A 12,110-nucleotide genomic window follows, 5' to 3' on the forward strand; every position below is an offset into this window, starting at 1 on the left:
TCCTTATCTTCTAATTCTCATCCGATTCGCAATAACATTAGTTTCATTTTGTCTCATCGCTTTCAATATCTTTAAGTGTAATACCGTCTGCATTTTTCCAGCTTGTCAATCCGTTAGCACTCTTACCTACCACAAACATTGCTGCACCAGATGGACTTGAAAACAAAACATCCTCCTGTAGAATACCCTCTGCAATATTAGCTTTACTTCTCTTTTCTTTAATACCTGCTGAGATTGTCTCATCATCCTCTGGATCAATATGACTCCCGTTTAGCACTACAAAGCCTTCAGATGTACGAATACCATCAGCTTCTATCTTTCCTATTCCCTTCACTGTTCTTTCCAAGTGCAACTTTATTTCTTCTTTTTCAATTTCGTTACCATCGTTTTCTTCTATAGCTGCTGGTTTATTGACAGGTTCCAAGACTTTATATCCTAAAACACTTATCAAAATTCTAACATTATCAATAAATTCTTCCATGACTGCTATTTGTGATTCCTTCATCACCGTATTTCGATAAGTGTTTTTTGTAAGCACCAGATACCGTTTACACTGTCTTGCAATGTCTACAAATCGATTTTCAAGATAACGAATCAATGCCTTGTTCAGGTCTCTCCCTATAAAAATCACTGCTGTGGTCCAATAATATTTCTCTTTTTCAGCTTGATAGTCTCGCAAATGTTGCAACAAACGTTCTTTTACATTTTGCATAAGCTTACTATCTGTTTCTTCAGATAATCCAAGACATATCGCCACAGCTGTGAGTGCTTCCAGGTCAAGTGAATATGTAGTGCCTACTGCTCTGTCCAGTCTATATCCGTCCGGAGGCATCAAAATACTGCTGTAATCAGTTCTGTCTCGATTTGAATCCGGTCTAAACATCAGCACTCACCTCCCCAGCATAGATGTCATTCACAATTCTTCTGGCATTCGAGAATCTGTAATCAATCATTCCACCACCTACCCATTTGGAATGATCAAATTCTTTTGTTCTGCTTAGCTTTGCTCTTGGATTTATCAGCTGCAATTCTACAAAGACAGCATCCAGATCGACTGTTGCATTATGCCTGATATCCGGAAGTAACTTGCTCCATTCATCATTTGCATAAATATTCTCGCCTTCTGACAGCATAACATTGTATCTTACTCTTGCCATATACACCAGATTATTAAAATCGCAGGCAAGCTTTATCATATATGCCAGCTTTTCACTTACTTTTTCTGATAATTCAACCATCAAAAAAGCAAAATTAACATATTCATTCAAATCAATGTGATTTTTCAACACATATTCCAAAAGAGACCCTTTCGTTGACTTCTGAATCTGCTTATCCAGATAGAAAGCTTCCTCCTGCATCAGAATCATCCTTATCATTTTCCTCTGCATTATCATTTCTATTTCCAAATCGGCTAACCTTCTTCTCTTCTCGAAGTTTCATTGCCAATGAAACATATTCAGAAATAGATAAACCATAATCACAAAATATTCCATAGGTGCGAATACCATTCCAGTAAATGTCGGATGGCTTTCTAGCCACCCAGCCTTTCGGCAATACACGAGTTCCGATAACTCCTTCTGCCTTTGGATCCGCATTCAACAATCTAATACCACAATCTTTTTCAGCTGAATCTATAGCTCTTAAAACTCTATTGACATCCTTTCCATATCTGCCATCAACAGCTTCCCTTAGCACATATGGAACAATAAGGAAATACTTTGCTCTAGTCTGGATGGTTGATGTCCCCACTTAACTGTTTATCTGATAATTATAATGAATTTCAACTGTTCTCAGTATAGCATATATTGCTTTATTAAGTATCAATAATTTGCCTTATGAGAAGATTGCCCTTACACATTGAGATTTGTTACTTTTCTTTCACAGTAACTGCTCACGCAAAAAAACCGGAAGTCACCATGTAATCTGCGACCTCCGACTTGTTCTGCTTATGCTATACCGTCCTATATCCTGATCATATTCTCTCCGGCTTATCTTTTCCCTGTTTTTCCTAATTAATTCTCTCATAATCTCAGCTGTTCATGAATGAGTAATTCCTTCCTTTAATCCGTTTTCCTTTTCTAAAAGTCACCTATTGATTCTAATATACCTCTTACAAGCTCGATTCAAAAACTCATAGTCATGTGTTACAACTATAATAATATATTTTTCTTCTGCCAGCCGTTTCATCAATTTTTCCACCTGACACATATGCCTAAAATCCAGTCCACTGGTAGGTTCATCGAAAATAAGCAGCTTTTTTCCACTCATAACTGCCTGGCAAACAGCAAGCCTTTGTCTTTGTCCGCCAGATAATATCATCGGATGATATTCTGCATACTCTTTCAAGTCAAATTCTTCAAGCAGCTCCCTGATTTCCTGTTCGGAAGCGTCTTCATTTGCAAGCAGGCATTCATTTTTCACACTATCTGAAAACAACTGATGGTTTACTTCCTGCATGACCATACCAAATAATTTTGTCCTCGCTTTTCCTGATAATTTTTTTCCTTTATACAGAATCTCACCATTCATTGGTTTAAGCAAGCCACACAAACAATTACAAAACGTAGATTTTCCGGCACCGTTTTTCCCTGTGATACCGATGATGTCTCCCGCTCTTGCAGATAAACTAATATTCTGAAAAATCATCTGTTTCTTTCTCTTAAAGGAAAGATTGCACACCTTAAGCTCTGCATTTTCCAAGTCACCGGAAATTTCCGGAATCTGTATCTGTTCCGGCACTATACTCCTTAATCCCAACTGTTCCCGCTCTGAATCTGACAAAGTCCTGAACTCCGATGGTGTAAATTCCCGTTCTATATGTCCTTCTTTCATGTAAATAATTCTGTCTGCGAATTTCTGGATCCATGCCAAGCGGTGCTCTGCCACAACTACAGTATGTCCCTTCTCCTTAATTACTTTCATTCTTTCACTCAGCTTTTCCATCGCTACTATATCCAGATTTGCCGACGGCTCATCCAACACATAAATCTGCGGATTCATGGTATATACTGATGCGAACGCAAGAAGCTGTTTCTCACCACCTGACATGGAAAATACATTTCGGTCTTCCAGCTTCCCTATATCTAATTCATTTATTGTATTCTTAATTCTTTTTCGTATATATTCCGGTTCCACGCCTCTGTTTTCCAGGCCAAATGCCATCTCAGCATTAGAATCCGTATAAAAAAACTGAGTTCTTGGATTCTGAAAAACAGACCCTACAAGCTCTGCAATTTCATACATAGGTATCTCTGCAACATTTTTCCCGCAAACCGTAATCGTTCCATCTACGCTGACATCCCTCACAAAATGTGGAATCAATCCATTAATCAATTTTGTCATTGTGGTTTTTCCACATCCACTTTCCCCACATATCAATACGAACTCCCCATCCTGTATCTCCAGATTCACGTCTGACAGAATTCTTTTTCCTTGCATTGTTACATTTACATTTTCAAACTTTATCATTTTCTTTATCCTGCGATCACCACTATAAGTATTCCAAATGTTACCAAAATCATTATCAACCAGTCTGAAATTCCCATGTGAAGTGTTATTTCACTGGTCTTCTTTCCTGGATTCTCGATTCCTCTTGCCACTGCCGCTGCCGCTATTTCATCTGATGTATTGACTGCAGACACGATCAATGGAACTAACGTACATTCCAAGCGGGATGCCCATGAAATATTCTGAAGTTTCATGGCAGCATTTATATGTACGAACTCCTCTTTCAAAGCCGGAAAATATCGAAGTGTCGTAGACATTGCTATGATAAATCCTTGTGGTAGATGCAGTGTATACATGGCAGCGATCATTTTCTGCATGGACGATGTTCGAAGCAGCAACAAACCTGCCAAAACACATGGCAGCATACGTAATGAATAATTAACTAAAACCGGAAACACCATATTCATCCATGCGGGGCACTGCGGAAATACATACATTAGTAAAAGTTGGAAAGAAACAAGTAAAACGATACCTTTACCTGCCGCCTTATATAGTCCATGCACCAGCATAAGCAGGAGAAATATGCCTGAAAGCATACTCCCCTGCTCAGAATTTTTCTGACAGAACATACCAATATTTGCCATTAAAAGCAGCCACAGCCCAGCTCTTGGATCAAGATGATTGATGACTGTTCTCTTATTCATCAGACAATCCCTGCTTTCTTAAAATGTTTACGGAATAAACCTTTAGCAATCAACGCTCCAATCACGCCTCCTATGACTGGAGAGATACAAAGTATAATCAGCATTGGCGTAGAAATCAATCCCGATAAAGACCGGACATATTCTGCAGACATTCCATTTTGCTGAATCTGCGCCAGAAAACTGTCTTTATACACCCATATTGCCAGTGGAGAGCCAAGCATTCCATAACAGAAAAACACAAACGATATCATCATATGTGTAAAACTGTTATCATACTTTGTCACAGACCTGTACAGTTCCGACAATATACATGCAATAGCAAATGTAATCAGTAACAATACTGTAAACTGACCAGTCACGAAATAAAGCAATGCAGTAATTGTTCCCATAATAAGTACTGCCCCTGGTTTTCTCACTTTAGCTGTCATAAGCAGGAATGGGATTCCGGTCACAATTCCTGTCACGCCCGGTAACAGCAGCCACAACACTGGCACAAATCCAGTAAACATAGCTGCCAGATTGAGCACAAAATAAATTGCAGAAAAGATTCCTATTGTAATAAGATCCTTTCCTGATAATTTTCTTGATTCTTCCATGTTTTTCGTTCCTCCTAGCCGATTTTCCAGCCTTCCGACTGGCTTCTAATATCTACAAAATCCTTGTATTTTCCAGGAACAGCCACCAGTTCCGTGTGAGTTCCTCTCTGAATAATCTGCCCATTATCTACCACCAGAATCTGATCTGCCTGTTCAATCGTCGCCAGTCTGTGTGCAATGGTTACTATGGTTTTTCCTTTTGTAAGTTCCGATATAGCTGCCTGGATCAAATGTTCATTTTCCGGATCTACACTGGCTGTCGCTTCGTCAAGTATAATAATCGGTGCATCCTTCAGAATCGCTCTTGCGATGGAAATGCGCTGTTTTTCTCCACCGGACAGGCTCCCACCCCCTTCACCGATGACAGTATCGTAGCCTTCCGGTAATGCCATAATAAAATCATGGCAGCGCGCTTTCTTTGCCGCTTCGACCATTTCTGCTTCTGTTGCATCCGTTTTTCCAAAGCAAATATTATTCCTCACTGTATCATGAAACAGATATACATTCTGAAATACCATGGAAATGTTGGATAACAGACTGTCACAGGTAAATTCTTTCACATCATGTCCTCCCACACGAACACTTCCACTGTCTGCATCATAAAACCGGGCAATCAGATTGCAGATCGTAGATTTTCCGCTTCCGGAAGGACCCACGATTGCTGTAACTGAATACTCCGGAATTTTCAGATTCACATTATGGAGCACCTGTCTTCTTTCCCTCCCTTCTCCGTAAGAAAAATCTACATTACGAAATTCGATATCATAGTGTGCAATCTCTATCTGCTGTCCATCTGCATCAATGAAGGACTCTTTTGTCAATTCATCCAAATGATCCAAGGCATCATCAATGACAGCCAGTACATGGGCGCAGTCTGCAATCGGCTCCAAAGAACCAAACACATGGAATGACAACAGAATTATAATCATCATATAAGTAAAATCCAGCTGTCCAGAAAATCCCAGATAAAATGCAGCGATCACGATACACACACTTGCTGTCTTTAACGCCAGCAGATGCAGTGCATTATAAGGAATATACCCCCATTCTATTTTCAGATTAATATCACGGCTGTCCCTGCATGCTTTTTTCATAGAATCCATAGAAGCTCCTGCTTTTCCAAAGGATTTTACTACAGAAAGTCCTCTGGCATATTCCAGGGTTGCTCCGGTCAGATCTCTGTTTGCTGCTGCAAGGACTGGTGCATTTCTTGTACTGTACTTTGAAATGATAAGCAGAAATATCAGAGAAACAGCAGCACCCGTCACTGCAATCAGCCCCACTCTCCAGTTCATACAGGTAAGCCACAAAAGAATACAGATAAAATTCAGATAACCTCCTACAAAATTATCAATCATACGGATTCCCATTCCTTCCAGCGTATGAAGACCTGTAGTAATAGAATTGAGAATCGTGCCTGTATTCATGTTCTGGAAATATCCTAAAGATACACGTTTCAGTGCATCTCCCACTGCAAGTCTGTCTCTGGCAATCAATTCATAACTGATCGACTCCTGAAATCTTGCTCTCAGATAATCAAACAGAAAGCGCAGAAAAATAAAGAACAACAGAATCACGATACTTTTTCCAATCCAAACCGTTGAGACAGCTTTTCCCTGTCCTTCGCATTCTACAAGCTTCCCGATTATATATGCAGCCCATATGACCGGCATTGCCGCAAACCAGCCTGAAAAAAAGGAAAAAATAAAACCGATATACAGATTCTTTTTAAAACTTCCACACCAGTCAATGATTCTTTTTACAGTGCCAAACATGATTCTTCACCTTCTTTCTGGCTTCCTACTGCCCAGTGCCTTACTCCCACATGGGCCTGCCACATTCTCTGATAAAGCGGACAGTTCTGAATCAGTTCTTCCTGAGTTCCTTCTCCTTCTATACAGCCATTTTTCAAAACAACGATTTTTTCTGCATCTGTGATTGTGGAAAGTCTGTGTGCAATGACCAGCAATGTCTTGCCTTTTGTCAGTTCTTCAATACTCTTCTGAATCTTGTTCTCATTTTCCGGATCCGTAAATGCAGTCGCTTCGTCAAGGATGACGATCGGTGCATTTTTTAATACCATTCTGGCAATAGCAATTCTCTGCTTTTCTCCACCGGACAAGCGTTTTCCTGCTTCCCCTGCCGGGGTATCATAGCCCTGTGGCAGTTTTTCTATAAATTCCTGGCAGCATGCCTTTTTTGCTGCTTCCCGCACCTCTTCATCCGATGCAGCCGGATTGCCAAGACGTATATTTTCCAGAATGGAACACCGGAACAGGAAATTATCCTGTGTCACAAAACTAACCATTTCTGAAAGCTGTGACAATGGAATTTCCTTAATATTCACACCACCTATGGTAATACTTCCTGATGTCACATCCCAGAATCTTGAGATCAACCTTGCTACCGTGGATTTACCACCACCGCTCGGTCCGACCAATGCGGTAAAACTTCCTGTCGGCATTGTCAGGTCTATTCCATGCAGCACCTCATCCTTTTCCTTACCAGTATAGGAAAAATGCGCATTTTCCAGTTTCACATCATAGCTGCTGATATTGGCACGTACAGAAGACTCCGGCAATTCTTTCATCGTTAAAAAGTCCTGTATACTTTCAATGTTATATTGCATTTCACGAAGATTTTCAGAGAATACCTCTATTTTTGCAAAAGATGTTACCATTGACATAGACAACATAACTGCCAGCACAAGCTGTGATATGGTCAACTGACCATGCATGGTCAGATACAGACCTACAGGCAAAGTTCCAAGCAAGGTAGAAGGAAACAGGGCGAATGTCATTTTCATGGTGATCCAGGTGGAGGACAGCCATTTCACAACAAATTTCTTGTAATCCAGGATTGCTTTTGCATATTTCTCATAAGAGGTTCCAGCCCTGCCAAATGCCTTAATGACTTCGATTCCTTCTATGTATTCTACAATGGTACTGTTCATATGTGCATTAGATTCATCGTACTGAGTGAAACTTTTTCCGCTGATTATCATGGTAAGTGTCATAAATACCATGGACAATGGAACGGTTACAAGAGAAGCCAGTGCAATTCTCCAGTCCAATGTAAACAAAGCGATAAAGCTGATTACCGGAAGCAGGAGATGTCCGCTTCCTTCCGGAATCATATGGGCAATAGGAGGTTCCATATTTTCGATTTTTTCTACCATAATGCTCTTGATTTCACCAATACTGTGCCCTTCTACATCTCCTAACGGTGCTTTCAGAAACCGGTCTGTCAGGCGGATCCTTAGACCCTCCAATATGTGATAGGCTGCTATATGGGAAATCCATGTGGATGCAGAAAAGCTTACAATTTTTATAATGTAAAAGAGTAGGGCATATAGACACCACTTTAAAATTTCCTGCATAGGAGCCTGGTTCAGATTTCTTATATACAAATCAATGCCACGGTAAATGCAATAATATGGCATGAGTCCACTGATAATACTGATAACAGATAAAACAACGGATATTCCAAGCCTTTGCCCGCTTCCTTCGGTATAACCAAGCAATACTTTCAGCCAACTGTCTTTTTTTTCTGATACTTTTTTATTTTCCATCAAAGGTTTCCTTTCTGAATCGGTACTCTGCTGGAGACAGCCCCATCACACTTCGAAATGCAGATGAAAATTTCCCCGGATTTTCATATCCTACACTTGCGGCGATCTCCTGTACTTCTTTCTCTTTATCCTGTAACAGCATATTTGCAGCCAGATTCATGCGATACCTCTTCTGATAAGAATAAATAGAATCTCCATAAACATCTTTGAAGCATTTTTTCATAGTTGTCAGTGGAATCTCATACATAGAGGAAAGTTCTTCGATGGTAAACCGTGTCTGAGGATTCCCTGTGATCTGCGCATGAATCCCTTTGATTTTTTCCATCTGAGTTTTGTAATAATATGGTCTGACTTCTTTTCTGCCTTCTACGGTTATCGTGTTTAAGTACAACAATAATTCCACGACTTTTATCTGATAATATTCTTTCGCTTTTGCAAGCTCTGGATGAGCCATGTTTTTCTGGTAAAATCCAGAAAGAATCGACTCAAGTTCCTTATCTCCCCGAATTACATAAGGTTTCTCTTCGGCACAATACCGGCTTCGAAGATTCTCAATGGATACGGAAAATCCCTGAAACAATTCATCAAGTGCCTTCTGAACTTCCACAACTTCCATGAAAATACTGACTCCATGATAATGCTTCAGAGGATAATAAGTTGTCCCTTTATGATTTTCTCTGTTATCCAGACGAAGTTCCTTTTCCTGCATAATGCTGAACACGCCTGGCCTTACCTCCATCTCAATTCTTCCCTCCCGGCAATGGTCAATACAGAATATTTTTCTGTCATTCTTCAATTCAAATTCAGATGCGCACTGTTCCATGTGCATGTCTGAAAAACAAATCATCACACCTGGCATTACTCGGTAAACCGTCATAACGCCCTCTCCTGTCGCATCATTTAACATAAGAACAGAGCAATTCTCATTCTGAATCACAGGCTTCACATTACTTCCAAGACTTGCAATTTCATTTACATTCAAATTTCTTCTCCTTCCTTTCACATAATGGTATTTCTTTGTGTTAGTTTTATCTAACCTTTTTCTATTATCTTAACATGAGAATCAAGCATTATCCATACCTGAACGGACGGCAATACTCCATTTGGACAAAAAATAAAGTTCCAGACTTATTATCTGAAACTTTATAATGAATCATCATCATTGCATTACTTCACGCAATAGAAATATACCATGGAACCGTCAACATGGATATCCGTTTCTTTATATAGTTTTTGAAAGATATTTCTTAGCTCTTTCTCCGTCTGACACGGTGGAGAAAACCGACCTTTCTTTGCAAGAATATTTTTTTATGTTTTATAGGCATTTTGTATTTTGTCTGCCATATTACCATTCAAATTTAATTTTAATTCTAAAAGTTTAAAACTATCGTTCTCTGATCTTCCTGATATTACGATTCATGAGGTGTCTTCCAATATGTCTATAAACAAATGCTTTAAAAGCTGAAATTTCTTGATGATGTTCCTTCAACAGTTTATCTGGACAATCATAAACACCAAAATCCTGATTGATTCCCTCGCTCTGAATATAAGTATTGTTCCTATCAAACTCAATAATGAGATTTCTGAAATCCTTAACTGCTACTCCATAACCGCAAAATGCACCTGTACATTCCGAATTTTGTTCCTGTAACTTCTTTATGTAGGTTTTATCCAAAATGAAAGCTTCCAGTTCGTACCACTGATTTTCGAAATTTATTTCTACCCAGCTATGGAAAATACTTTTTGGAGCATTACGGTAAACAAACCCGGTCATAGCCCCTTTCTGCAATCTTTTATCAATCGTAAAACCATGTACTCTGCATGGAATATTGCAGGCACGTAAAAGTGCCATAAATAAAGTTCCTTTTGTATTACATTGTCCATAACCATCTGCAAGTACTTTTGAAGCTGAAATTCCGTCATCAATATTATATCCAAATAAAATATCATCTCTTACATAGTTGTAGATTGCCTTAATCCTTTCAAATTCACCCATTTCCTTCCATTTCATATTTTGAATAAGTTTTTGAATTGCCGGATTAGAAAAATCAACCATTCGTGTTTCCCTAAGATACTTATCCTTCATTTCCTATCGCCTTTCCCATAGGTTTTCTCACAACACAATGCAGTCGCATACCTTTACGGATTTCAAATTTTTCTACTTTTAATCCTGCTTTTTTGCAGCATTTTATGACCACATCTCTTGTTGGCACCTGGACATCTCCATGTCCGCATATATTTGCCAATGGCATTTCCAATGTATTCATCAGCCATACCAATACTTTATTGTCACTGGTCACATCTCTCAGTATCAATCTTCCATTTGGGCGAAGACATCTTTTCACACTGTCAAAAAATGCCTGTGGATCCGGATAATGATGGAAGCTCATAGAACAAATAATTGCATCAAATGAATCGTTTTCAAAAGGAAAGTTCTCACAGTCTCCTACAACAAATGTTGCATTTGGAATATTTTTCTTTTTTGCCTGCTCGATCATGGCAGGAGTCAGATCCAGTCCTGTATAATGTCGGTCTGGATATTTTTCTGCTAATAAAGAAATCATCGGAGCAGGTCCGCAACCTGCATCTAATAGATCTCTAAATGGCTCCTTTTCTAATTCTTCCAGAATATCCGGATAATCTTTCTTGCACATTTCGTAAATACCAGCATGGCTACTTTCATATCTTCCTGCTGCTTTTGTAAATTCTTTAATTGACAATTTTTTATATTCTTCATTTTTCATGCTTTTTTCTCCAATCACTGTGCCTTTTTCGTCTTGCATCCGCATTTCTTCCTTCTGTTCATATAAGCATAAAACTGCTTAGTTCTTTCGGATTTATTTCCTGATATTTCTGCAAATGTTGTCGGCTGAATCAACCTTGGAGTGAGTGCTGCATACAAGGAACCGATCACACCCGCACCATAAATCAATATTCTCATAAGAATCATTCCTCTCCTCTTACCCCAGTGCCACATCCAAGATCATCATCAAACTAAATCCAAGTGCAAAGAAAAGCGTACCGATATTTGAGTGCTGTCCCTGAGACATTTCCGGAATTAGTTCTTCAACCACGACATATAACATGGCTCCTGCTGCAAAGCTGAGTAAATATGGTAATGCCGGGATTACCAGCTGTGCGGCAAGAATCGTCAGTACTGCTCCAATCGGTTCAACCACTCCTGAAAGTACACCTCCCAGAAATGCCTTTTTCTTACTTTCACCCTCTGCCCTAAGCGGCATGGATATAATCGCTCCTTCTGGAAAATTCTGGATAGCAATTCCAAGTGATAAAGCAAGTGCACTTGTTGCTGTAATCTGTGCATTTTCAGCAAGAAATCCAGCATACATTACACCAACTGCCATACCTTCAGGGATGTTATGTAATGTAACTGCCAACACCATCATCGTAGTACGGCCAAGTTTGCTTTTCGGTCCCTCTGCCTGATCACTTCCAACATGAAGATGCGGAATCAAATGATCAAGAGCGAGTAAAAACAATATACCAATCCAGAACCCAACAACTGCCGGAACAAATGATAAAGCTCCCATATTCTCAGATTGTTTAATAGCCGGAATCAGAAGACTCCAAATTGAAGCAGCAACCATTATACCCGCTGCAAATCCTGCAAGTGCACGTTGCACGGATTTATTAAGTGTTTGTCTCATAAAAAACACACATGCTGATCCTATCGTTGTTCCAACAAACGGAATCAGTATACCTTCAAAAATATTTATTCGCATTATATTTTCCTTCCATATATGCTCGAAAAAATTCATTGGCAAAAATAAT

13 protein-coding genes are annotated in these 12,110 nt (G+C 39.3%); all 13 read right to left on the reverse strand.

The window, feature by feature from the left end; genetic code table 11:
* Positions 1-43: 43 nt before the first annotated feature.
* The gene (locus AB5916_RS07930) at positions 44-883 is read right to left on the reverse strand and encodes a GIY-YIG nuclease family protein (protein ID WP_368190155.1); all 840 of its coding nucleotides are present in this window, start codon (positions 881-883) and stop codon (positions 44-46) included.
* Positions 876-1,376, reverse strand: coding sequence for a hypothetical protein (locus tag AB5916_RS07935; protein WP_368190156.1), 501 nt, complete (start codon positions 1,374-1,376; stop codon positions 876-878). Before AB5916_RS07935 ends, AB5916_RS07930 begins: the two co-directional genes overlap by 8 nt.
* A complete protein-coding gene (locus AB5916_RS07940) occupies positions 1,330-1,749 on the reverse strand; it encodes a DUF6361 family protein (protein ID WP_368190158.1) in 420 nt (139 codons plus the stop codon). The genes AB5916_RS07935 and AB5916_RS07940 overlap by 47 nt, the downstream gene beginning before the upstream one ends.
* A gap of 336 nt (positions 1,750-2,085) precedes the next feature.
* Positions 2,086-3,468, reverse strand: coding sequence for an ABC transporter ATP-binding protein (locus tag AB5916_RS07945; protein WP_368190159.1), 1,383 nt, complete (start codon positions 3,466-3,468; stop codon positions 2,086-2,088).
* Between the two features lie 5 nt (positions 3,469-3,473).
* On the reverse strand, positions 3,474-4,151 hold the full coding sequence (locus AB5916_RS07950) for an energy-coupling factor transporter transmembrane component T (protein WP_158422742.1): 678 nt from the start codon (positions 4,149-4,151) through the stop codon (positions 3,474-3,476).
* Positions 4,151-4,747 carry an MptD family putative ECF transporter S component gene (locus tag AB5916_RS07955; protein WP_368190161.1) on the reverse strand — a complete coding sequence of 199 codons (597 nt, stop codon included), beginning with the start codon at positions 4,745-4,747 and terminating at the stop codon, positions 4,151-4,153. Before AB5916_RS07955 ends, AB5916_RS07950 begins: the two co-directional genes overlap by 1 nt.
* A 14-nt stretch (positions 4,748-4,761) precedes the next feature.
* The gene (locus AB5916_RS07960; protein ID WP_368190162.1) at positions 4,762-6,522 is read right to left on the reverse strand and encodes an ABC transporter ATP-binding protein; all 1,761 of its coding nucleotides are present in this window, start codon (positions 6,520-6,522) and stop codon (positions 4,762-4,764) included.
* Positions 6,507-8,318, reverse strand: coding sequence for an ABC transporter ATP-binding protein (locus AB5916_RS07965; RefSeq protein ID WP_158422739.1), 1,812 nt, complete (start codon positions 8,316-8,318; stop codon positions 6,507-6,509). The genes AB5916_RS07960 and AB5916_RS07965 overlap by 16 nt, the downstream gene beginning before the upstream one ends.
* The gene (locus AB5916_RS07970; protein ID WP_368190164.1) at positions 8,308-9,300 is read right to left on the reverse strand and encodes a helix-turn-helix domain-containing protein; all 993 of its coding nucleotides are present in this window, start codon (positions 9,298-9,300) and stop codon (positions 8,308-8,310) included. Before AB5916_RS07970 ends, AB5916_RS07965 begins: the two co-directional genes overlap by 11 nt.
* Before the next feature lie 402 nt (positions 9,301-9,702).
* The gene (locus AB5916_RS07975) at positions 9,703-10,404 is read right to left on the reverse strand and encodes a transglutaminase family protein (RefSeq protein WP_368190166.1); all 702 of its coding nucleotides are present in this window, start codon (positions 10,402-10,404) and stop codon (positions 9,703-9,705) included.
* Positions 10,394-11,062, reverse strand: a complete 669-nt coding sequence (locus tag AB5916_RS07980; protein WP_368190282.1) for a class I SAM-dependent methyltransferase — start codon at positions 11,060-11,062, stop codon at positions 10,394-10,396. The genes AB5916_RS07975 and AB5916_RS07980 overlap by 11 nt, the downstream gene beginning before the upstream one ends.
* Positions 11,063-11,076: 14 nt before the next feature.
* Positions 11,077-11,259 carry a hypothetical protein gene (locus AB5916_RS07985; RefSeq protein ID WP_262583268.1) on the reverse strand — a complete coding sequence of 61 codons (183 nt, stop codon included), beginning with the start codon at positions 11,257-11,259 and terminating at the stop codon, positions 11,077-11,079.
* Positions 11,260-11,278: 19 nt separating this feature from the next.
* Positions 11,279-12,061 (reverse strand): ZIP family metal transporter, encoded by a 783-nt coding sequence (locus AB5916_RS07990; protein ID WP_368190168.1) that lies wholly within the window; start codon positions 12,059-12,061, stop codon positions 11,279-11,281.
* Positions 12,062-12,110: the final 49 nt, after the last annotated feature.

Origin of the sequence: Blautia sp. 1033sp1_1033st1_G9_1033SCRN_220408 (genome assembly GCF_040929965.1) — a bacterium.
GTDB lineage: Bacteria > Bacillota > Clostridia > Lachnospirales > Lachnospiraceae > Blautia_A > Blautia_A ammoniilytica.

What these genes read in the sequence shown, in the direction of transcription:
- AB5916_RS07975 (WP_368190166.1), bottom strand. Translation starts at nt 10,404, where the DNA reads ATGAAGGATAAGTATCTTAGGGAAACACGAATGGTTGATTTTTCTAAT.
- AB5916_RS07980 (WP_368190282.1), bottom strand. Translation starts at nt 11,062, where the DNA reads ATGAAAAATGAAGAATATAAAAAATTGTCAATTAAAGAATTTACAAAA.
- AB5916_RS07955 (WP_368190161.1), bottom strand. Translation starts at nt 4,747, where the DNA reads ATGGAAGAATCAAGAAAATTATCAGGAAAGGATCTTATTACAATAGGA.
- AB5916_RS07960 (WP_368190162.1), bottom strand. Translation starts at nt 6,522, where the DNA reads ATGTTTGGCACTGTAAAAAGAATCATTGACTGGTGTGGAAGTTTTAAA.
- AB5916_RS07930 (WP_368190155.1), bottom strand. Translation starts at nt 883, where the DNA reads ATGTTTAGACCGGATTCAAATCGAGACAGAACTGATTACAGCAGTATT.
- AB5916_RS07945 (WP_368190159.1), bottom strand. Translation starts at nt 3,468, where the DNA reads ATGATAAAGTTTGAAAATGTAAATGTAACAATGCAAGGAAAAAGAATT.
- AB5916_RS07935 (WP_368190156.1), bottom strand. Translation starts at nt 1,376, where the DNA reads ATGATAAGGATGATTCTGATGCAGGAGGAAGCTTTCTATCTGGATAAG.
- AB5916_RS07985 (WP_262583268.1), bottom strand. Translation starts at nt 11,259, where the DNA reads ATGAGAATATTGATTTATGGTGCGGGTGTGATCGGTTCCTTGTATGCA.
- AB5916_RS07990 (WP_368190168.1), bottom strand. Translation starts at nt 12,061, where the DNA reads ATGCGAATAAATATTTTTGAAGGTATACTGATTCCGTTTGTTGGAACA.
- AB5916_RS07965 (WP_158422739.1), bottom strand. Translation starts at nt 8,318, where the DNA reads ATGGAAAATAAAAAAGTATCAGAAAAAAAAGACAGTTGGCTGAAAGTA.
- AB5916_RS07950 (WP_158422742.1), bottom strand. Translation starts at nt 4,151, where the DNA reads ATGAATAAGAGAACAGTCATCAATCATCTTGATCCAAGAGCTGGGCTG.